20 protein-coding genes are annotated in these 21,188 nt (G+C 72.1%); 11 read left to right on the forward strand and 9 right to left on the reverse strand.

What is annotated here, in order from left to right; translation table 11 throughout:
* The 3 genes from AB0P29_RS12215 to AB0P29_RS12225 all read left to right on the forward strand — a co-directional run bounded on the left by AB0P29_RS12215 (position 1) and on the right by AB0P29_RS12225 (position 2,523).
* Complete coding sequence (locus AB0P29_RS12215; protein WP_064002621.1) at positions 1-981, forward strand: DnaJ C-terminal domain-containing protein; 981 nt, start codon at positions 1-3, stop codon at positions 979-981.
* Positions 982-991: 10 nt separating this feature from the next.
* On the forward strand, positions 992-1,432 hold the full coding sequence (locus AB0P29_RS12220) for a MerR family transcriptional regulator (protein WP_064002620.1): 441 nt from the start codon (positions 992-994) through the stop codon (positions 1,430-1,432).
* Between the two features lie 164 nt (positions 1,433-1,596).
* Positions 1,597-2,523 (forward strand): hypothetical protein, encoded by a 927-nt coding sequence (locus tag AB0P29_RS12225; protein ID WP_363380082.1) that lies wholly within the window; start codon positions 1,597-1,599, stop codon positions 2,521-2,523.
* A gap of 41 nt (positions 2,524-2,564) precedes the next feature.
* Here the strand turns inward: AB0P29_RS12225 and AB0P29_RS12230 are convergent, their stop codons facing one another.
* Complete coding sequence (locus AB0P29_RS12230; RefSeq protein ID WP_311861201.1) at positions 2,565-3,155, reverse strand: hypothetical protein; 591 nt, start codon at positions 3,153-3,155, stop codon at positions 2,565-2,567.
* Positions 3,156-3,186: 31 nt separating this feature from the next.
* Between AB0P29_RS12230 and AB0P29_RS12235 the strand changes: the two genes are divergently transcribed.
* The 3 genes from AB0P29_RS12235 (at position 3,187) to AB0P29_RS12245 (ending at position 6,842) form a co-directional block, all read left to right on the forward strand.
* On the forward strand, positions 3,187-4,398 hold the full coding sequence (locus AB0P29_RS12235) for an endonuclease/exonuclease/phosphatase family protein (RefSeq protein WP_363380085.1): 1,212 nt from the start codon (positions 3,187-3,189) through the stop codon (positions 4,396-4,398).
* 148 nt (positions 4,399-4,546) lie between these two features.
* A complete protein-coding gene (locus AB0P29_RS12240; protein ID WP_363380087.1) occupies positions 4,547-5,746 on the forward strand; it encodes a glycosyltransferase in 1,200 nt (399 codons plus the stop codon).
* Between the two features lies 1 nt (position 5,747).
* Positions 5,748-6,842 carry a glycosyltransferase gene (locus tag AB0P29_RS12245; RefSeq protein WP_363380089.1) on the forward strand — a complete coding sequence of 365 codons (1,095 nt, stop codon included), beginning with the start codon at positions 5,748-5,750 and terminating at the stop codon, positions 6,840-6,842.
* Positions 6,843-6,861: 19 nt separating this feature from the next.
* On the opposite strand, the gene AB0P29_RS12250 is transcribed toward AB0P29_RS12245, so the two are convergent.
* Positions 6,862-7,242 (reverse strand): hypothetical protein, encoded by a 381-nt coding sequence (locus AB0P29_RS12250; RefSeq protein ID WP_363380091.1) that lies wholly within the window; start codon positions 7,240-7,242, stop codon positions 6,862-6,864.
* A 26-nt stretch (positions 7,243-7,268) separates the two neighbouring features.
* Positions 7,269-7,400 (reverse strand): hypothetical protein, encoded by a 132-nt coding sequence (locus AB0P29_RS12255; RefSeq protein ID WP_363380094.1) that lies wholly within the window; start codon positions 7,398-7,400, stop codon positions 7,269-7,271.
* A gap of 93 nt (positions 7,401-7,493) precedes the next feature.
* On the opposite strand from AB0P29_RS12255, the gene AB0P29_RS12260 reads away from it, so the two are divergent.
* Genes AB0P29_RS12260 through AB0P29_RS12270 form a run of 3 tightly spaced genes read left to right on the forward strand, consistent with a single transcriptional unit; the run spans position 7,494 to position 11,279 of the window.
* Positions 7,494-8,480, forward strand: a complete 987-nt coding sequence (locus tag AB0P29_RS12260) for a helix-turn-helix domain-containing protein (RefSeq protein WP_311286284.1) — start codon at positions 7,494-7,496, stop codon at positions 8,478-8,480.
* A gap of 52 nt (positions 8,481-8,532) precedes the next feature.
* Complete coding sequence (locus tag AB0P29_RS12265; protein ID WP_363380096.1) at positions 8,533-10,746, forward strand: AAA family ATPase; 2,214 nt, start codon at positions 8,533-8,535, stop codon at positions 10,744-10,746.
* Positions 10,743-11,279 (forward strand): GNAT family N-acetyltransferase, encoded by a 537-nt coding sequence (locus AB0P29_RS12270; protein ID WP_363380099.1) that lies wholly within the window; start codon positions 10,743-10,745, stop codon positions 11,277-11,279. Before AB0P29_RS12265 ends, AB0P29_RS12270 begins: the two co-directional genes overlap by 4 nt.
* A gap of 234 nt (positions 11,280-11,513) precedes the next feature.
* Here the strand turns inward: AB0P29_RS12270 and AB0P29_RS12275 are convergent, their stop codons facing one another.
* On the reverse strand, positions 11,514-12,923 hold the full coding sequence (locus tag AB0P29_RS12275) for a DUF222 domain-containing protein (protein WP_363380102.1): 1,410 nt from the start codon (positions 12,921-12,923) through the stop codon (positions 11,514-11,516).
* A 262-nt stretch (positions 12,924-13,185) separates the two neighbouring features.
* Here AB0P29_RS12275 and AB0P29_RS12280 point away from each other — a divergent pair, with 262 nt between their 5' ends.
* Complete coding sequence (locus AB0P29_RS12280; RefSeq protein ID WP_363380105.1) at positions 13,186-14,016, forward strand: UbiA family prenyltransferase; 831 nt, start codon at positions 13,186-13,188, stop codon at positions 14,014-14,016.
* A 154-nt stretch (positions 14,017-14,170) separates the two neighbouring features.
* Here the strand turns inward: AB0P29_RS12280 and AB0P29_RS12285 are convergent, their stop codons facing one another.
* The 5 genes from AB0P29_RS12285 to AB0P29_RS12305 form a co-directional block, all read right to left on the reverse strand.
* On the reverse strand, positions 14,171-15,292 hold the full coding sequence (locus AB0P29_RS12285; protein ID WP_363380107.1) for an NAD(P)/FAD-dependent oxidoreductase: 1,122 nt from the start codon (positions 15,290-15,292) through the stop codon (positions 14,171-14,173).
* Positions 15,285-15,977, reverse strand: a complete 693-nt coding sequence (locus AB0P29_RS12290) for a methyltransferase domain-containing protein (protein ID WP_363380110.1) — start codon at positions 15,975-15,977, stop codon at positions 15,285-15,287. Before AB0P29_RS12290 ends, AB0P29_RS12285 begins: the two co-directional genes overlap by 8 nt.
* Positions 15,974-17,092, reverse strand: coding sequence for a type III polyketide synthase (locus tag AB0P29_RS12295; protein ID WP_363380112.1), 1,119 nt, complete (start codon positions 17,090-17,092; stop codon positions 15,974-15,976). Before AB0P29_RS12295 ends, AB0P29_RS12290 begins: the two co-directional genes overlap by 4 nt.
* A gap of 189 nt (positions 17,093-17,281) precedes the next feature.
* Positions 17,282-17,854, reverse strand: a complete 573-nt coding sequence (locus AB0P29_RS12300; protein WP_363380115.1) for a nitroreductase family protein — start codon at positions 17,852-17,854, stop codon at positions 17,282-17,284.
* Between the two features lie 43 nt (positions 17,855-17,897).
* Positions 17,898-19,262, reverse strand: a complete 1,365-nt coding sequence (locus tag AB0P29_RS12305; protein ID WP_359920418.1) for a glucose-6-phosphate dehydrogenase — start codon at positions 19,260-19,262, stop codon at positions 17,898-17,900.
* Positions 19,263-19,341: 79 nt separating this feature from the next.
* On the opposite strand from AB0P29_RS12305, the gene AB0P29_RS12310 reads away from it, so the two are divergent.
* Positions 19,342-21,141 carry a glycoside hydrolase family 15 protein gene (locus AB0P29_RS12310; RefSeq protein WP_363380118.1) on the forward strand — a complete coding sequence of 600 codons (1,800 nt, stop codon included), beginning with the start codon at positions 19,342-19,344 and terminating at the stop codon, positions 21,139-21,141.
* The last annotated feature ends 47 nt before the right edge of the window (positions 21,142-21,188 follow it).

The following is a 21,188-nucleotide window of genomic DNA, read 5'->3' on the forward strand; positions in this document are numbered from 1 at the left end:
ATGGCCAGTCAGGACTGGTTCGACAAGGACTTCTACAAGGTCCTCGGTGTGTCGAAGGACGTCTCGGATGCCGAGTTGAAGAAGACGTACCGCAAGCTGGCGCGCACCTACCACCCCGACTCGAACGCGGGGGATGCCGCGGCCGAGGCGAAGTTCAAGGAGATCAGCGAGGCGTACTCGGTGCTCAGCGACAAGGAGCAGCGCGCCGAGTACGACCAGCTGCGCGCCATGGGCTCGGGAGCGCGCTTCCAGCCCGGCGCGAGCGGCGGCGGGTTCGAGGACGTGTTCAGCAGGTTCTCGACCGGAGGAGGCGGCCAGCAGGCCGACTTCGACGACCTGTTCGCGATGTTCGGGCAGCAGGGCGGGGGCCGCTTCGGCTCGGGCCGCTTCGGGCAGCCGAGCGGCGGGTTCCGTGGCTTCGGCGGTCCGCAGCGCGGTGCCGACGTCACCGCCCGCACGACCCTCGACTTCACCACGGCCGTGAAGGGCGACACGATCACCCTGCAGGGCGAGGACGGCAGGCCGATCAAGGTCAAGATCCCCGCGGGGGTCTCGGACGGCCAGAAGATCAAGCTGCGCGGGCGCGGCCGGCCCTCCCCGGACGGCGGTGAGGCGGGCGACATCGTGCTGACGGTGGGCGTGCGCCCGCATCCCGTCTTCACGCGCGAAGGGCTGAATCTCCGCATCCACGTCCCCGTGACGTTCACCGAAGCGGCCCTCGGCGCCACGATCGAGGTGCCCACGCTCGGCGGCGACGTCGTCAAGCTGCGCGTGGCCCCCGGCACCCCGTCGGGGCGCGTGCTGCGCGTCAAGGGGCGGGGCGTGCAGACCGCGAAGGGCACCGGCGACCTGCTCGCCGAGGTGCAGGTCGCGGTCCCGACGCACCTGGACGGACCGGCGCGCGAGGCGCTGGAACGCTTCCACGAGCTGGAACCCAAGGAGAACCCCCGCGCCGATCTGATGGCCAAGGCGCGCGAGTGAGGTGAGAGGCATGGCGAACGAGCAGGTCGACGAAGAGGCCCCGATCCTGGCGATCGCGGTCGCGGCCGAGCTCGCCGGCATGCACCCGCAGACCCTCCGCCAGTACGACCGGCTGGGACTCGTGGTACCGGCGCGCACCCGTGGCGGGTCGCGCCGGTACTCCCTGCGGCACGTCGCGCAGTTGCGCGAGGTGGCTCAGATGTCGGCCGACGGCGTGAGCCTGCCGGCGATCTCGCGCATCATCGAGCTCGAGAACGAGGTGCGGATGCTGCGCCGCGAGGTCTCGGGACTGCAGGCGCGCCTGCGCGACGAGGTCGCCGCCCGCCGCGGTGCCCGCGTGTTCGCCGCCGGCGCGACCGGCTCGGTCGTCACGCTCCGTCAGGGAACGCGCGTGCGCCGCGCGACCGACGTCGTGCTGTGGCGTCCGCATCCGTCCCCCTCCGACGACTGACGCTTCCGGCGGTCGCCGAGGGGTCGCAGATGGTCGCCCGACGGCGTCTGAAGCGACCATCTGCGACGTCTCGAGGCTTCTCCAGGGGTCCGACGGGCGGGCGGATGTCCACAAGGGGTCGACGGGCGGGTGGGTGACGGTGATCGCGGCGGGATCGTTGGCGGATGTCGAGTGTCCTTCCCCCGGGTCTCCCCGACCGCTTCCTCGTCGCGCACGCTCTCGACGCCGGCGTCACGCGCCGTCGGTTGCGGCATCCGTCCCTTGCGGCGCCGTTCTACGGTGTCCGTTCCCGTGAAGAGGCTCACGACGTCAAGGCGCTCGCCCTCGGCTATCTGCCCAAGCTGCGGGCCGGGGAGCATTTCTCGCACGCGACGGCGCTCGTCCTCGCGGGAGGGTGGGCTCCCGATCGACTCCGGTCCGCCCTCGATGTGACCGCGATCCCGCCGATCGTTCGGGCTCGCGGTGCGGGAGTGCGCGGGCACCGTTCCCAGGCGGCCCGCCTCCGGCTGGTGGACGGGATGCCGGTGGTCGAGCCAGCGGTCGCGTGGTGCCAGGCGGCATCCCTTCTCAGCGACCGTGAGCTCGTCGTCGCGGCGGATGCGCTGCTCCGTCGCCACCACCCTGTGCTCACTGTCGATGCGCTGGAGGCCGCGGTCGCCGAGCGGGACGGGTCGCGCGGCGTGCGGCGATTGCGACGTGCGCTCGAGCTCACGGAGCCGCAAACCGATTCCGTCGCGGAGACGTTCCTTCGGCTGGACGCGCGGGAGGCCGGGCTTCCGCCGTTCGAGGTGAATGCCGAGATCCGGGATGCGCACGGTCGGTTCCTCGCCTACGGCGATCTGGTCCACGCGCCGACGAAGGTGCTGCTCGAATACGACGGGCAGCAGCATCGCCTCGACGACCGTCAGTTCGCGCGCGACGTGGATCGGTTGGACGACCTCGCCGCGGCGGGGTGGCGGGTCATCCGGGTGAACCGTTCGCATCGCGGCGCCGCCCGCCGGTGGGCACTCGAGCGCACCCGCGCCGCCCTCCTCGAGCGGGGATGGCGCCCCGAGGCGTCGCAGATGGTCGCTGCGCGTCGGCGAAAGTGACCATCTGCGACGTCTCGGCGGCGAGGACGGGATACCGGGGGTCAGGCGGGGTCGATGCGGAGGGTGCCGGGGCCCTCGCCGACGGTCAGGTCGTCGACCAGTCGCAGCGAGCGGGCGAGGGCGTCGACGGCGGGGATGACGGTGCCGAACCGCTCGCGGTCGGAGATGACCGCGGTGAGTGTCACGAGGTGGGTGCCGGTGTCCCACGTGTACGACGCGAACGGGGTCTGACGCGGGTTCGGCGGCAGCGGCATCTCGAGCTTCTCGCCGACACCCAGGGGCGAGCCGGTGAACGTGACGGTGTCGTCGTACTCGATCGGCATGCTCGCCCGCATCGTGCGCAGCTGCGGCGTGAGCTCCTGCACCTGGGCCATCGCGACGAGCAGCTCGGGATCGTCCCTCCACACCCACGCGAGCAGCCGCCCGTCGGCGCGGCGCATGAGGGCGGGGATCGCCTGGCTCATCGCCCACGCCGCCACCTTGCTACCGGGCTGCTCGCGGCCGAACGCGGCGTTCGCCTGGGCGAGCAGCATCCCGATGGCCTTCTTGCGGGCGCGTCGTCCACGGAACCCGAAGGATCCCGTGATCGGGACCCATCGCGCGGGGTCCGCCTGGGCAGAGATTCGCGTCATGCCGACAAGCGTAGGTTGCTACCATCCGCCTATGCTGCGCGTCCCCCACGCTCGCAGCGCCGTCGCAGTGATCGTTGCGATCGCGCTCGCCCTCACCCTTCCCGCCTCGCCCGCGTTCGCCGCCTCCGTCCCTCCCAAGGCCGGCCTCGTGAACTACGTCGGCGCCTCGACGACCTCGCTGACGGTCGACTGGGCCGACATCCCGGGAGCGACGAGCTACTACGTCTACGCCGGCACGAGCCACGCGCAGGTCACGCGGCCCGAGCACCCCGTCAACCAGAAGACCACGACCTCCAAGGCGACGGTCACGGGGTTGAAGCCCGGGGTCGCCTACTTCATCCAGGTGCGCGGGGTGTCGTCGGCCGGCATGGGTCCGCGCTCGTCGCCGGTCGCGCACGAGACGATCACGGCGCAGGCGACCCTGCCGGCGTCGTGGCCGAGCTATCACGCGGTGAGCTGGAACGTCTGCTCCAACGTCTGCTCGGGCATCGCCTCGCGCAAGACCGTCATCGACAAGCGCATCGCCGAGCTCGCCCCCGACATCGTCGCCCTGCAGGAGGCGTCGAAGTACACCGCCGCCCCCTCGGGCTACCGGTTCGCCTACAACGGGCAGAACGACATCCTCATCCGCACCGGCCGGTTCGCCCCCGTCGCCGCGAAGTCCGGGGGCGCGACCTCCGGCGCGACGCTCTTCCCCTCGACCTACGCGTCGGCCGGCAAGGGGATGTCGTGGGCCGCCGTGCGGCACAGTTCCGGCGCTTATCTGCTCGTCGTCAACACGCACCTCGTGGTCGGCACCTCCACATCCGTCGTCCGTCAGCGCGAGTACGAGGCCGGCAAGCTCGCCGACGCGATCTCGGCGACCCTGACCAGGCTGAACAAGACGCATCGGTCGCTCACCGACTGGACGAAGGCGCCGGTGATCGTCCTGGGCGACTTCAACACGCACAAGTCCCGCACCGGCGACAAGACCATGGCGGTGCTCGAGCAGCGCGGCTGGCACGACGCGTACGACCAGGCGCGTGTGCTCAGCCTGCAGCACTACAACACCGCGAACCCGACCATGTCGCTCACCCCGTTCGTCAGCGTCACGTGGGGCGACCACGTCGACAAGGTGCTCGTGCGGCCGTCGCGGTCGGTCGTGTTCCGGTGGGCGAACGCGGGCAAGACGGCGGGCGGAAAGTGGATCGGACCGCTCGGGTCGGACCACCACCCGCTCTCGGTGCGCCTCGGTCTGCGCTGATCCGGGGGCGGGGCGCGCCGGGCTCCCAGCGGAGGAGTTCCTGGCCCCCGGCTAGAATCGAGGCCCGGCGCCCCCGCATCCCTGCGCCCCACCGGTGGGACCCACCACTCCCGCCATCGACGCACAGATTGGCCCGTACCCCGTGACCATGACGCCCCCGGACCATCCCGCTTCTGAACGCGGACCCCTCACCATCGTGATCGCGGCCGACACGTTCGCGCCCGACGTGAACGGCGGCGCACGCTTCACCGAACGCCTCGCCGCCGGGCTCGCCGAGCGCGGCCACCACGTGCACGTCGCGACGCCGAGCGTCGGGCACCGCAACCACGGCGTATTCACCGAGGAGATCGAGGGGCAGAAGCTCACCGTCCACCGTCTGCCCGGCTGGCGCTACCGGCCCCACGACTGGCTGCGTTTCGTGCTGCCGTGGAGGGGCAAGCACTACGCGCGGCAGATCCTCGACACGGTGGACGTCGACGTCGTGCACAGTCAGTCGCACATCGTCATCGGTCGTGCGCTGACACGCATCGCGAACCAGCGCGGCATCCCGGTCGTGGCGACGAACCACATCATGGCCGACAACATCCTCGACTTCACGCTGCTGCCGAAGTTCCTCTACGACATCTTCCTCAAGATCGCGTGGGCCGATGCGGAGCGCACTTTCAAGATGTCGCGCGCCGTGACGACCCCCACCCGCAGGGCGGCGGAGTTCCTCGAGAACACGATCGACATCCAGGGCGTCGTCCCGATCAGCTGCGGCATCCGCCAGAGCAACTACACACCGGACCTCGCGCCGCGTGAGAAGCGCCGGCGCGTTCTGTTCGTCGGACGCCTCACGACCGAGAAGCACGTCGAGGTCACTCTCGAGGCGATCGCGAAGCTGCCCGACCTCGACATCGAGTTCGAGATCGTCGGGGGTGGCGACCAGCGCAAGAACCTCGGACACGTCACCCAGCGCCTCGGCCTCGAAGACCGGGTCACGTTCCGCGGCCGGGTCTCGGAGGACGAGCTGCGGGCGGCCTACACGCGGGCGGACGTCTTCGTCATCGCCTCGGTCGCCGAGCTGCAGTCCATCGCCACGATGGAGGCGATGGCCTCGGGCCTGCCCGTCATCGCCGCGAACGCCGTCGCGCTGCCGCACCTCGTCCACGACGGCGAAAACGGCTACCTCTTCGAGCCCGGGAACGTCGACGAGCTCGCCGAGAAGATCCGCACCGTGCTCACCGCCGACCAGGCCGAGTACTCGCGCATGCAGCACGCGTCGCTCGACGGCGTCGTCATCCACGACATCGAGCGCACCCTCGACACGTTCGAGAAGCTCTACCGCGGCGAACCGCTCGACGTCTGACATGCGTCTGTTCTTCGACGCGCGCTACATCCGCACGGACTTCCACGACGGCATCAGTCGCTACTCGGCCGAGCTCGCGCAGGCGGTGGCGGATGCCGCATCCGCCCACCGCACCGAGGTCACCTTCCTCATCCACGACGAACGGCAGCGGGCGTTCCTGCCGAAGGGTGCGATCACCCTCACGATCCACTCGCCGACGTCGGCCAAGGAACCGTTCGCGTCGCTGCTGCTGAACCGGCACCGACCCGACGTGCTGTTCTCGCCGATGCAGACGATCGGGTCGGCGGGGCGACGGTTCCGCCTGATCCTCACCCTGCACGACACGATCTACTACCGGCACCGCACGCCCCCGCGGGCGCTGCCCTGGTACGTGCGGCTGGGTTGGCGGCTGTTCCACCTGTCGTACTGGCCGCAGCGCTGGACGCTCGACGCGGCCGACCTCGTCGCGACGGTGAGCGAGACGAGCGCGCGCCAGTTCGCCCGCGTGCGGCTGACAAAGCGGCCGGTCGTCGTGATCCCGAACGCGCCGCAGCGCCTCGCCGCGCTCCTGCCGGAGGGCATGGCGGTCGGCACGGGGTCGGTGCGGAACCTCGTCTACATGGGCTCGTTCATGCCCTACAAGAACGTCGAGACGCTGGTGACGGCCATGCGGCAGCTGCCCGAGCACACGCTGCACCTGCTCTCGCGCATCACCCCGGAACGTCGCGCCGAGCTGACCGCCCTCGCCGGCGGAGCCTCGGTCGTGTTCCACGACGGGGTGACGGATGCCGCCTACGCGGCGCTCCTCGCCGACGACGCCGCCCTCGTCACGACGAGCCTCGACGAGGGGTACGGGCTGCCGGTGGCCGAGGCGCTGGAGCTCGGCGTCCCTGCGGTCGTGACGGACATGGAGATCTTCCGCGAGGTCGCCGGCGACGGCGCCCTGTACGTCGACCCGCTCGACCCCGAAGCCGTCGTGAGCGCCGTGCGCTCACTCGACGAGCCCGGCGTGCGCGAGCGGCTCATCGAGGCGGGGACCGCCCACATCCGCACGTTCGACTGGGGTCGGTCGGCGGAGATCCTGCTGTCGGCGGCGCGGGACCTCGTCACGCGCTGATCAGGCGGGGCCGCCGGGGTCAGTAGAGGGCGGAGCCGATCGTGGATGAGGCGAAGCTCAGCACGGTGCCGACGATCTGCGCGGCGGCGAGACCGATCGCGATCCCGCCCAGGAGGCGGTTGCCGGCGTTCCGTCGCGCGGCGAGGATGCCGAGGACGAGCGCGACGGCCGCGACCAGGCAGGTGAACAGTGCGAAGGCGGCGTTGACGACGCCGGCGAGGGTGTAGTTCGACGAGGTGTAAAGCGAGATCGAGACCGCTGGCCACAGTCCGCCGAGCAGGATCGGCACGGCGCCGACGATGACGGCGGCGACGGCCAGGCCCCGAGCAGGCGCCGGCGGTGCCGTGCGGTAGGGCTGCTGCGGATAGGGCGCTTGCGACGGCGGGATGGGGACGCTCATGGGGATCCTCTCGCGAGGCCCCGAGTCTAGGGGAGGCGGGGAGCGCGCGGGCAGGTCGGCTGCCGGCGGTAGCCGTCGGTGGCGACGAGGTGGATCGTGCCGATGACGGCGGCGACGACGACGAGGGACAACAGGATGAGGAGGAGTGCGGCGGTCATGGCGGAAACGCTATGCTTAGCGGCATCCTGCCACGAGTGGCCGTGAAGACACTGCCCGCAGGAATCCTGCCAACGCGTGACCGGAGGTCGCCCATGATCCGTACCGTCGCCTGCATCGTCCAGTCCGGGTTCGCTCCGTTCGAGTTCGGACTCGCGTGCGAAGCCTTCGGGCTCGACCGCAGCGACGAGGGAATCCCGAACTTCGACTTCCGGATCGTGACCCCCGCACCCGGGGCCGTGCCAAGCAACCTGGCGTTCTCGATCAACGTCGGTGAGGACCTGGCCTTCGCCGACGAGGCGGATGTCGTCGTCATCACCCCGATCCCGCGCGAGGCCTGGGGCAACGTCGACGAGCGCGTGCTCGATGTCATCCGGCGTGCGGTGGACCGCGGCGCGTGGGTGCTGACGGTGTGCAGCGGGGCGTTCGCGGTCGCGGCATCCGGCGTGCTCTCGGGGCGCCGCGCGACGACGCACTGGCGATACGCCGAGACCATGGCGCGCATGTACCCCGACATCGAGGTCGACCCGAACGTCCTCTACGTGCAGTCGGACCGCATCATCACGAGCGCGGGAACGGCGGCCGGGCTCGACGCGTGCCTGCACCTGCTGCGGATCGAGCTCGGCGCCGAGGCGGCGAACACGATCGCGCGGCGGATGGTCGTGCCGCCGCAGCGCGACGGCGGGCAGGCGCAGTTCATCGCGACGCCCCTGCCGGTGTCGACGTCGCTGTCGCTCACGCCGGTGACGGACTGGATGCTGGAGAACCTGCGCCGGGACCTGTCGGTCGATCAGCTGGCGGCCAAGGCGCACATGTCGCCGCGGACGTTCGCGCGCCGCTTCAAGGCCGACTACGGCACGACGCCGGCGGCGTGGCTGGGGCGCCAGCGGATCCTGCACGCTCAGCGGCTGCTCGAGCAGACCGACCTGGGGCTCGACGCGATCGCCTACGAGTGCGGGTTCGGCTCGGCGGCGGTGCTGCGGCAGAACTTCTCGCGGGTGCTCGGCACGACGCCGACGGCGTACCGCGCGCGGTTCGCCTGCGCGGACGATCTCGTCGGAGCCGGCGAGATGGCGTCGTGATAAACTTGAGTCACTCAGGCTCAAGTTTGGACCGACCCTTCAGGAGCAGATGATGAACGCACAAGCCGCCCCCGGACAGGACGATCAGGGCAGCGCCCTCGAACAGTTCGGCGTCAACCTCACCGACCGCGCCCGGCAGGGCAAACTCGACCCCGTCATCGGTCGCGACGGCGAGATCCGACGGGTCAGCCAGGTGCTCACGCGCCGCACGAAGAACAACCCCGTGCTCATCGGTGAGCCCGGCGTCGGCAAGACCGCCGTCGTCGAGGGGCTCGCGCAGCGCATCGTCGCGGGCGACGTCGCCGAGTCCCTGAAGGGCAAGGAGCTCATCGCGCTCGACATCTCGGCACTGGTCGCCGGCGCGATGTACCGCGGCCAGTTCGAGGAGCGGCTGAAGAGCGTCTTGAAGGAGATCACCGAGTCCGAGGGCCGGGTCATCACCTTCATCGACGAGCTGCACACGCTGATGGGTGCCGGCGGAGGCGAGGGGTCGGTCGCGGCATCCAACATGCTCAAGCCCATGCTCGCCCGCGGCGAGCTGCGCCTGATCGGGGCGACGACGCTCGACGAGTACCGCGAGTTCATCGAGAAGGATGCCGCGTTGGAGCGCCGCTTCCAGCAGGTGTACGTCGGCGAGCCGAGCGTCGAGGACACGATCGCGATCCTCCGCGGGCTCAAGGAGCGGTACGAGGCGCACCACAAGGTCGCGATCTCGGACGGTGCGCTGGTGGCCGCCGCGGCGCTGTCGAACCGGTACATCCCGGCGCGGCAGCTGCCCGACAAGGCGATCGACCTCATCGACGAGGCCGCGTCGCGCCTGCGCATGGAGATCGACTCGGCGCCGCTGGAGATCGACGAGCTGCGCCGGCACGCCGACCGGCTGAAGCTCGAGGAGCTCGCGCTGAAGAAGGAGAAGGACGACGCCTCGAAGGAGCGCCTCGCGGCGCTCCGCGACCAGCTCGTGAAGGTGCAGCAGGAGCTCGACGACCTGCAGGCGCGCTGGGAGCGCGAGCGGGCGTCGTTGAACGCCGTCGGCGACTACAAGACGCGGCTCGACGCGCTGCGGGTCGAGGCGGAGCGGGCGCAGCGCGAGGGCGACCTCGAGCGGGCGTCGCGGCTGCTCTACGCCGAGATCCCGGCCCTCGAGCGCAAGCTCGCCGAGGCGGAGATGGCCGAGGGCGCCGTCGGTGACGGAGCCGAGCGGATGGTGGGCGACCGGGTGACCGAAGAGGACATCGCGGAGGTCATCGCGGCGTGGACCGGCATCCCGGTCGGAAAACTGCTGCAGAGCGAGAGCGCTCGACTGGTGCACCTGGAGTCCGAGCTCGGCAAGCGGCTGATCGGGCAGAAGGCGGCCGTGAAGACGGTGTCGGATGCCGTGCGTCGTTCCCGCGCCGGGATCAGCGACCCGAACCGGCCGACCGGCTCGTTCCTGTTCCTCGGGCCGACCGGTGTGGGCAAGACCGAGCTCGCGAAGGCGCTTGCGGAGTTCCTGTTCGACGACGAGCGCGCCATGGTGCGCATCGACATGAGCGAGTACGGCGAGAAGCACGCCGTCGCGCGGCTCGTCGGTGCCCCTCCCGGGTACGTCGGGTACGAGCAGGGCGGTCAGCTGACCGAGGCGGTGCGGCGCCGGCCGTATTCGGTGGTGCTGCTCGATGAGGTCGAGAAAGCGCACCCCGAGGTGTTCGACGTGCTGCTGCAGGTGCTCGACGACGGACGGTTGACAGACGGGCAGGGCCGCACGGTGGACTTCACCAACACGATCCTCGTGCTGACGAGCAACATCGGGTCGCCGGTGCTCATCGATCCGACGCTGACGGACGAGACGAAGCGCGAGCAGGTGATGACGATGGTGCGGCAGGTGTTCCGCCCCGAGTTCCTGAACCGACTCGACGACGTCGTGATGTTCTCGCCGCTGAGCGAGTCCGATCTCGCGCAGATCGTCGAGCTCGCCGTGGATGCGTTGCAGCGCCGCCTGCGCGATCGTCGACTGACGCTCGCGGTGACGCCGGACGCCCGCGCCTGGCTCGCCGAACGCGGGTACGACCCGCTGTTCGGTGCGCGGCCGCTGCGGCGGCTGATCCAGTCGGAGATCCAGGACCGGCTTGCGATGGCGCTGCTGTCGGGCGGTGTGCACGACGGTGACGTGGTGCGCGTGGACGTCGCGGTCGACGGGTCGCAGCTCGTGCTCACGAGCAGCGATCCGGCGCCGGCCGAACCCGGCGAGGACGATGTGATCGAGGCGGAGCTGCTCGACGAATGACCTCGCTCGGTGGTGCCGGGGTGACGCTGCGGGAGCCGGCGGTGACGGATGCCGCGGCCCTCGCCGACGCGTACCGCCGGAACCGCGAGCGCCTCGCGCCGTGGGAGCCGGTGCGGGCGGAGTCGTTCTTCACGGAGGCGGGTCAGCGGGCCGAGCTCGAGGCGGTGCTGCGGGACCGCGATGCCGGGGTCGCTGCGCCGTTCGTGCTGGTGGCGGGGGAGCGCATCGTCGGTCGGGTCAACCTGTCGAGCATCGTCCGCGGCGCGTTCCAGAGCGCCAACCTCGGGTACTGGATCGACGGCGAGTTCGCCGGGCGGGGCGTCATGACCGCGGCGGTGGATGCCGTGGTGCGAGCCGCCGCCGAGGGGTGGGGCCTGCATCGGGTGCAGGCCGGCACGCTGCTGCACAACGCGGCGTCGCAGGCGGTGCTGCGGCGGTGCGGGTTCACCGAGATCGGCGTCGCGCCGGGGTACTTGAAGATCGCGGGGCGCTGGCAGGACCATCTGCTGTTCCAGCGGATCCTCGAGGGCTGAGGCGTGTCGCGCGCGGCGGGCTGTGGCGGTGGCGGGCTGAGGCGGTGAAGGGCTGAGGCGGTGGCGGGCTGAGGGCTCAGAGCGGCGGGTAACGGGTGAGGGCGCTCCGACGCGCACCCCGTGCGCGGTGCGTCGTTTGCGCTCGACGCACTTCAGGCGGGGGCGAGCGGCCAGGCGTGCGTCCGACCCTTCTGGGGGATGCGTGCAGCGCGGCGCGCAGGGCGCCCTCTTGTTTCAGAAGGGTGCGGGTCCCGCTGGAGCCCGCGGCGCGGGTGGAGGTGGTGCGGCAGGGGTGAAGGCGACGGCCGGGGTGGGTGCGTCTTCGCGGTAGGTCCTGCCGAGGGGTGAGGTCCATTCCAGGACGCCACCCTTGAGTTGTCGCACTCTCCACGCGGTGAATTGCTTCATCGAGTGGTGCCGTTGGCACAAGTGGGCCAGGTTGGTGAGTTCGGTTCGTCCGCCGAGCGCGTGGTCGTGGGTGTGATCGACTTCGCAGCGGATGGCGGCGACGCGGCATCCGGGGAATCGGCAGTGCTGATCACGGGCTTGCAGGAACCGGCGCATGCCGGAGGGGACGCGGTACGAATCGGTCGACACCGTGACCCCCGTGGACGGGTCGTGGAACAGGCGCTCCCAGATGTGGGTGCCGCCGGCGAGCGTCCGTGCGGTCGCGGGGTCGATGGGGGAGCGGCCGGCGAGGTCGCTCGGTCCGTTGTCCTCGCCGGTGAGTGTCGCGGCGGGGACGAGGATCTGCACGCGTGCTCGGATCGCGCCGAGCGGGCCTGCGGTGGTGTCTCGGGTGTCGTCGAGGGCCGGTGTTCCCGCGAGGAGCAGGTCGGCGAACACGTCCGCCCGGACCTGATCGGTGGAGCGATTGTCAGTGGCGACGATGGCGCCGGCATCGTCGGTGTCGGTGTCGGTGTCGCCATGCGTCGTGGCGGCGTCCCCGAACGACACACCAGCCCCGCCGTGCGCAGCGGCGCGCTCGTTGCGGGTGTCGAGGATCGCGCGTGCCTGCTGCGTGAGCCGGTCGTGAATCCCTTCGGCGATCACCGTCGGGACGGTTGCGACGACGTCGCTCATCCCGTCTCGCCCCGGCACGATCCGCACGCACCGCCCGGCGGCAGCCTGCTCATGCCGCTCCGCGAACGAGCGGGGGTGCATCCGGTGGGCGAGGATCTCGAGCTCGCCTCGCACCCGGTTCGGGGTGTCTCGCTCGCATCGGCTGATCGCGCCCTGTTCGAACTCGGTCCACATCTCGGCCGGCAAACTCGTCCCGGTCTCGAGGATCGCGATCGCGTGGCCCCGAACGATGCGACCTTGCTCCCATGCCTCGACCGTCGCGGGGAACCCTTCGACCAGGGTTCGTGCTTCACCGATCCGCCGTTGCACGGTCCGGTCGGTCACGCGCATGACCCCGCCGACCTCCGCGGCGATCGACCGCAAAGCCATGTCGTGGACCTGCACGCGGGCGTTGCGCTGCGCGATCTGCGCCTCGGCCAACCGGCCCGCCGCAGCGAGCATCCGAAGCTCGTCGATCTGCGCGGCGGCGATCCGTCGAGCCGCGGAATCGACGCCGGCGACGACCCCTGCCAGAGCAGCGAGATAGTCCTCGCCACCGGGGGTTTCCGCCGCATCCGTCATACCTGCACTCTGCCACTGGCCACCGACATCCACCCGAGCGAAACCGGCCCAGAACACACGTTGTGCACACCCAAGGAATGAGAGTCCTCTCATCCTCGCGGCGGCGCGTCCTCCGTGACCGAGGTCAATGCGCCGTGCCCCGCAGCTCGTGCGGTTGGTCGTGGCATCCGCCCGACCGTGGGGGACGATCATCCTCCGAGCCCGCGCCTCGCGCTCCACTGCCGGAGGTCCGCCGCACAGACTCGGCGTGAAAGGATCGAGCATGCGAACCGCGCGGGCCCTGTGGGGCGCCACCCACCCCGGGCCGTCGCTCGTGGTGACCGCGCTCTCGCTGGCCCTCGGCCTCGCCGCCGGGCTCGAGCCGTGGCGCCTCGTCGTCCTCGTCGTCGCGGTGTTCGCGGGGCAGGTGTCGGTCGGCCTGTCGAACGACGCGATCGACCTGTTCCGCGACGCCACAGTGGGCCGCTCCGACAAGCCGCTCGTCCGCGGCGACACCCGCGTGCGCACCGCGTGGATCGCGGCGTTCGCCTCGCTGGGTGTCGCGATCGTGCTCTCCGCCGTCCTCGGCTGGGGGATGCTGCTCGCCCACGTCGTCGCGCTCGTCTCGGCGTGGAGCTACAACGCCGGGCTCAAGTCGACCCCCGCGTCGCTCGCACCGTTCCTCGTGAGCTTCGGCATCTTCCCGTCACTCGCCACCTTCTCGGCTCCCGACCCGCAGCCCGCCGCGCTCTGGGCGACCTTCGCGGGAGCGGTGCTCGGCGCCGCCGTCCACCTGACGAACGTCCTCCCCGACCTGGACGATGACAGCCGCACCGGGGTGCGCGGACTGCCGCATCGGCTCGGAGCTGCGGCATCCGTCGTCCTCGCCGTCGCCGGTATCGTCCTCGCCGCGGTCGCGGTGCTCGTGGGCAGCCTCGCCGAGGGGGCACCGGCGGCCGCGATGATCCCGTTCGCCGTCGTCGTCGCGATCATCGCGGGCGCGGTGCTGTTGCGGATGCGGCGCCGCGGCCCCGACCGCACGGGATTCCGGCTCGTGATGGCCGCCGCGCTGGTCCTCGCCGTGCAACTCGTGGTGGGCTCGAGCCTGTCCTGACCCCGGGGCGGGCGGTTCCAGGGACGCGACGTGTCGCCGGGAGGTCGATCGGGCGACGGGATGCGTCCCTGGAGCAGTGGATGCGGACGGGTCGCGGCTCGGCCCGACGCTCAGGGGACTCGATGTGTCGCGAAGCGGCGGCGCGGCCGACCCCTCAGCGGCTCGCGCGGTCGAGGCCCATCGCGTAGGCGTGCGGGACGAGCCCGCCGGTCGCGGCGAGCACCGAACCCAGCACGCGCGAGCGCAGCGCGTGCACCGCGCCCGAGACGGGTCGGCCGAGCGCCATGTTGACCGCGGCGAGGCGGCCGGCGATCCGCGCGGAGCGCACACGGTCACGCTCCCACTCCGCGAGGTCGGCCTCGGGCGCCGACCCCGACCGGATCCAGGCAGCGAGCAGGGGAGCGAGGGTCGCGGCATCCAGCAGTCCGAGGTTCATGCCCTGGCCGCCGATCGGACTGACCTCGTGCGCCGCGTCGCCGATCACGAACACGCGGTCCCGACGCATCGCGGGCGCGAGCACCCGCCGCACCCCGAACTCCGTCGCCTCGGTCACCGCCTCGGCAGCCTCCGCCTCGCCCCGCTCGCGCATAGCCCGGCGCAACCGATCCGCCCGCGACACGGCACTCCCACCGGCGTCCCACGCGACGAAACGACGCCGCGCGCCGGGCAGCGGGAACGACTCGAGCACGCCGCCGGGGGCCAGGTGCACCACGGCGGTCTCGGCGTCGGCGCGGGGCGGCACGGCGGCATCCGTCATCAGATACCGATCGGCGTATGCAGTCCGCCGCAGCGCCTCCGGACGGTAGACGAGGTCGCGCGCACCGACCCCGCCCGCGACCACCACGATCGGCGCGGCCCGGTCTCCGCGGTCGGTCTCGACCCGCATTCGGGCGCCGTCGGGCGCGACCCGCGTCACCGTCGTGCCCCGCTCGGGCTCGGGTCCGTCGCCCCGCAGCGCGCGTTCGGTCTCGACCTGGGGCAGGGTCGCGACGTACGGATGCCGCACATCCAGGCGCCCGAAGTCGACCACCCCGATCGCGCGTCCATCGCTGCGTGCCTCGCCTCGGCGCACCCGCACGGCGCTGCTCAACAGGCGCTCGGTCGCCCCGCCGGCCTCCAGCGCCGCGAGGACGGGAGCATGCACCCCGATGGCGCGCGAACCGCCGCCCGCCGCCTCGCGCCGCTCGACGATCGCGACCTCGACGCCGAACCGCGTCAGCTCGGCCGCCAGCAGCGTGCCGACGGGACCCGCCCCGACGACGAGGACCTCAGCCATCGCCGTCCGCCACCGCGAGCAGCCGGAACGGCGCCGGCGACGCGACGCGCCACGGCGCCCCGAGCGCCGCGGCGAGCTCGTCCGCGCGATAGCTCCGCCGGATCGAGCGCAGTCCGTCGGTCCGCAGGAACGTCCCCCGCTCCAGCGCCGTGATGCCCATGCCATAGAGCGCATACGCCAGTGCACCGCGCTCGATGTCGGCGTGCAGCACCGCCCCGGTCGCGAGCGCGCGCGTGTCGGCGGCGAAGCCGGCGAGCTCCGCATCGCTCAGGTGGTGCAGCACGTGGTTCGACAGCACCAGGTCGAACCGCTCGCCGGCTGCGCGGAGACCGGCGGCATCCGTCGCGGCGAACGACACCCGCGCGCTCTCGCGCTCCCGCGCCACCTCGAGCGCCCGCGGGTCGGGGTCGATCCCGAGCCACTGCACGTCGAGCCCGTCGCGCTCGGCCCAGGCCGCGAGACGCGCGAGCACATCGCCGCCGCCGCTGCCCACGTCGAGCACCCGCGCCGGACGACCCAGCCGCAGCAGCCGAGGACGGATGCCGCGCCGCCAGACCCGACCCCACCCGCCGATCGCGCGGTTCACGAGGTCGAACCTCCGCAGCGTCTCGGCCAGCATCGCCGGGTCGCAGTCCGGATCGTCCATCAGCTCGCGGAGGGCGGTGTCGCGCACGGCGAGGTTCACGCGGCCCCCGTCCGGAACGTCAGCCGCGCGGCTTCGAGGGTGAGCCCGGGCCCGAAGGCGAGCGTCGCCACGCGGTCGCCGTCGTCGAGGCCCGCGGTCAGGAGCGCGCCGAGGATGAAGAGGATCGTCGCGCTCGACATGTTGCCGTAGTCGCGCAGGACGTCGCGCGACACGGCCAGAGCGTCGGCGGGCAACTCCAGCCCGGACTCGACGCGGTCGAGCACGCTGCGCCCGCCGGGATGCACCGCCCACGTATCGACGCCGTCGTCGCCGAGGAACGTCTCGACCGCGCCGCGGATTTCGCGCCCGATGATGCGCGGCACCTCCGCCGACAGCACCATCTCGAAGCCGGTGTCGCCGATCGTCCAGGCCATGTCCTTCTCGCCCTCGTCGGTGAGCACCGTCGCGAAGCGGTCGAGCTCGAACGACGCCCCCGTCGCGCGCGACGGGTCGGCGCTCACGACCGCCGCCGCCGCCCCGTCGGCGAACACCGATGCCGCGACGATCTCGTCGTGGTCGGCCGGTGTCCGCACGTGCAACGAGCACAGCTCGGCGCAGACGACGAGGACCACGGCGGTCGGGTCGGCCGCGCACGTCTGAGCCGCCGTCCGCAACGCCGGTACCGCCGCCGCGCACCCCATGAACCCGAGGTGCGCGCGGGCGACCGTGGTCGGCAGCTCCAGGTCGCGCACGAGGCGGTAGTCGGGACCGGGCGCGAACATGCCCGTGCACGAGACCGTGACGACGTGGGTCACCTCGGCCGCGGTGACGGATGCCGCGGCGAGCGCCTTCCGCGCCGCCTCGGCGAACAGCGGGGGTGCGAGCCGGATGTAGGCGTCGTTGCGGGCGCCGGTGGAGGGGGCGAGCAACGAACCGGCGTCGGTGACCGTCGGCATCCGCTCGGCACCGGCGGGCGCGGAGGCCGCGGCAGCTGCGGCCAGGTCGTCGAGCACGGTGTGCCGGGTCTCGATCGCCGAGGCGTCGAACGCGGCGCCGATGAGCCGCCGCGTCAGCCGGTCGGCACCCGGCTGCCCCGCGAACAGATCGCGCACCTGGTCCTGTCGGAGACGGGCCTCGGGCACGGCGGTGCCGATGGACAGGATGCGGGTGGTCATGCCTCACCGTAACCGGCGCGCGATCGGTCGAGGCTGCGGGTTGACCATGACCCCGTCGTGTGTGAGCCCGCGGAGGCTCACCCTCACCTCCACGCCCGCTCCCGTGAGGCGGCCTCGTCGTCGTCCATCGGGATCACTCAACCAACACATCGACGGGATGCGGGCCGAATCGGCCTTCGCCGCGCCGGATCAGTCGTCCACGAGCAGCGAGTCGGCGACCGGACGCCGCTCCCGCGGGGCGTTCTCGCGCGCCTGCAGTTCCTCGGATGCCGCGTCGAGGTCGCCCACCGGTCCGACGGCCATGACGGTCAGGGCACGCTGCGTGTCGGTGAGGCCGAACGATCCGGCGATCCGGTCGGCGTGGAAGCCGCCCATCTGGTGCGTCCCGAGGTCGTTCGCATGCGCCTGCACGGTGAAGTGCGCCGCGGCCTGGCCGACGTCGTACGCGGCCCAGCGCAGCGCCTTGCCGTCCTGCTCGGTCGTCGCGACGAACACGACGAGCGCGGCCGCGTCGGCCGCCCACGAGCGGTTGAACCCCATCAGGCTGTCGACGACGGCGGCGTGGGATGCCGACCCCCGCCGCGCGACGATGAACCGCCACGGCTGCGTGTTCGACGCCGACGGCGACCAGCGCGCCGCCTCGAGTGCGGACCGCAGGGCCTGCTCGTCGATCGGGGCGGACGCGTCGAAGATGCGGGTGCTCCAGCGCTCGCTGAGCACGTCGAGGAGGGGGGCGTCGGTCGTGGCGGTGCGGTTCGGCATCCGTCCATTCCATCACCGCCTCCCTGGGTGCGGGGTCGATGCGTCAGGACGTCGGCCAGTCGGCCGGGCCCGCCGTGCCCGCGGCGTACTCGTCCATCGGCACGCGGCCGTCCCGCCACGCATCGATGACCGGCTGCACGATGTGCCAGCAGTCGACGGCGGCGTCCCCGCGCACCGAGAGCATCGCGTCGCCGTCGAGGATGCCCGAGAGCACCTCGGCGTACGCCTTCAGCGACCCCTCGCCCAGGTGGGCCTCGAGGGTCGCCCGCTCGAGCTCGAGCGGGTCGGCCTCGCCGTTGACGTTCAGTCCGAGCGAGATCGAGTCGGGTCCGAGCGAGAAGCTGAGGACGGTGGGGCCGGGGTCGCCTGTGAAGCCGCGCGGCAGGTGCCGCACCGGGTGGAAGCGCACCTCGACCTTCGCCTCGGCGTGGCCCAGGGCCTTGCCCGAGCGCAGCGTGATCGGCACGCCCTGCCAGCGGGCGTTGCGCACCTCGACGGTCATCTCTGCGAGGGTCTCGGTGCCGCGCGCCGGGTCGACGCCCGGCTCGTCGACGTACGACGGGAACTCGCGTCCGTCCACGGTGCCCGCCGTGTACCGCGCCCGTCGCGACGAGGCGACGGGGTCGTCGCCCCAGACGGCCGTCGCGCGGAGTGCTGCGCCCGTCGCGTCGCGGAGGTCGCGTTCGTCGAGGGAGGCCGGGGGCTCCATCGTCACGAACGCCATCACCTGCAGCAGGTGGCTCTGGATCATGTCGGTCAGCGCGCCGGCCTTGTCGTAGTAGCCCGCACGGCCTTCGAGACCCAGCGGCTCGTCGAACTGCACGAGGATCGACGCGATGTGGTCGGCCGACCACGCCGGTTCGATGAGCCGGTTCGCGAAGCGCACCCCGAGCAGATTGAGGACCGTCGAGCGGCCGAGGAAGTGGTCGACGCGGAAGACCTGGCTCTCGGGGACGAGGTCGGCGAGGGTCTCGTTGAGGCGTTCGGCGCTGGCGGCATCCGACCCGAAGGGCTTCTCGAGCGCGAGGATCGTGCCGTCGGGGATCGTGACCGACCGCAGGGCCTCGCACGCCTTCGCGGCGACGGCGGGCGGCACGGCGAAGTAGAGCGCGGGGCGGCCCTCGGCGGCATCCAGCAGCGTCTGCAGCTGACCCGGGTCGGTGATGTCGGCCCGCGTGTAGGTCGTGTCGGAGAGCCGGTCGAAGGCGGACTCCGCATCGGTCGTCGCGAACGCCTTCCGGACCGTCTCGCGCCAGGCGTCGTCGGTCCACTCGTCGACGCCGGCGCCCGCGAGGCGCACGCTGCGGTCGGGCTCGCGCGCGAGCAGCTGCCCGAGCGCGGGCAGGAGCAGGCGCGAGGTGAGGTCGCCGGAGGCGCCGAGGATGAGCAGGGTCGTGTCGGCCGTCATGCGCGTCACCTTAGCCCCGCGGTGCGCGCGAACCGGAGTCGGGTGCCGGCTCTTGCCCCGACCGTGCGCGAGGGCGACAATGACGACGATGCCTGCCCCGATCGAGTCCTACGCCCTGCTCAGCAACTGTCGGACGGCGGCCCTGGTGTCGGATGCCGGCAGCATCGACTGGCTCTGCCTCCCCCGCTACGACGCGGCGTCGATCTTCGGTGCGCTGCTCGGCGACGAGGAGCACGGCCGGTGGAGCCTGCGGCCCGCCGATCCCGAGGCCACCGCCGCGCGGCGCTACGACGGCGACACGTTCGTGCTCGTCACGCGCTGGACGACGGCCACCGGCGTCGCCGACGTCATCGAGTTCCTGCCGATCGACGAGGACGTCGTCGTGCGGCGGGTGGTCGGCGTCGAGGGGACGGTCGCCTTCGAGAGCGAGTTGCGCCTGCGGTTCGACTACGCGCGGGCGCTGCCGTGGGTGCGGCAGATCGGCGACGACGATGCGGCGGCCGTGCTGCTCGCGATCGCGGGGCCTGACGCCGTCGTGGTCCGCGGTCCGCGGCTGCGCCCCGACGGGACGACCCACCGCGGATCGTTCACGGCCCGGCCGGGGACGACGGTCGACTCGGTGCTCGCGTGGGACCGGTCGTACCACCCGCATCCGGCCGCGTGCGACGTCGACGCCGCGCTCGACGCGACCCGCCGGTGGTGGACCGAGTGGGCGTCCCGCGTCGAAGGGCATGGACGCTGGGCCGACCACGTGATGCGGTCGATGCTCGTGCTGCGCGCCCTCACCCACCCCGACACGGGCGGCATCGTCGCGGCGGCGACGACGTCCCTCCCCGAGGACCCGGGCGGGTCGCGCAACTGGGACTACCGCTTCGTGTGGCTGCGCGACGCCGCGCTCACGCTCGAGGCCTACCTCGCCCACGGCTACACGGCCGCGGCCGAGCGTTGGCGCGGATGGTTGCTGCGGGCGGTCGCCGGCGACCCGGCCGACGTGCAGATCATGTACGGCCTCGGCGGCGAGCGCGACTTGCCCGAGCGCGAGCTGACGAGCCTGCCGGGTTACCGGGGCTCGGCGCCGGTGCGGATCGGCAACGGCGCGGTCGACCAGTACCAGGGCGACGTGATCGGCGAGGTGCTCGTCGCCCTCGAGGCGGCGCGCCTGGCGGGAGTCGCCGAGACGCCGTCGTCGTGGTCGCTGCAGCGTGCGCTGCTGGCGCAGGTCGTCGAGTGGGTCGACCGTCCCGACCACGGCATCTGGGAGATGCGCGGCGACCTGCACCACTTCACCCACTCGCGCGCCATGGTGTGGGCCGCGCTCGACCGCGGCGTCCGCGCGGTGCGCGAGAACGGACTCGAGGGCGACGCCGACGTCTGGGAGCGACTGCGCGACCGCGTGCGCGCCGAGATCGATGCGACCGGAGTGGATGCCGCGGGCGGCCACTTCACGCAGCACGACACCACCGACGAGGTCGACGCCTCGCTGCTGCTCCTGCCGCTCGTCGGGTTCTGCGCGGCCGACGACCCGCGGATGCTCGCCACCGTCGCCCGCATCGAGCGCGACCTCCTGCGGGACGGCTTCGTCATGCGGTACCGGACCGCCGCCGGCACCGACGGACTGCCCGGCGACGAGCATCCCTTCCTCGCCTGCTCGTTCTGGCTCGTCGAGCAGTACGCGGCGACCGGCCGCATCGACGACGCGTCGCGCCTCATGGACCGCCTGTGCGCAGTCGCCAACGACGTCGGCCTGCTCTCGGAGGAGTACGACCCCGCCACCGGACACCACATCGGCAACACCCCGCAGGCGCTCTCGCATCTCGCCCTCGTCGGCGCGGCCGACGCGCTCGCCGGCCACGTCGGCCGCGCGGCGCACCGGACCTAGTCACCTCGTCAAGTGCCCTGCACGGAGTGGGTGCCGGGGGTACCGTC

It is taken from the genome of Microbacterium sp. NPDC080220 (genome assembly GCF_040686395.1).
GTDB lineage: Bacteria > Actinomycetota > Actinomycetes > Actinomycetales > Microbacteriaceae > Microbacterium > Microbacterium gawkjiense.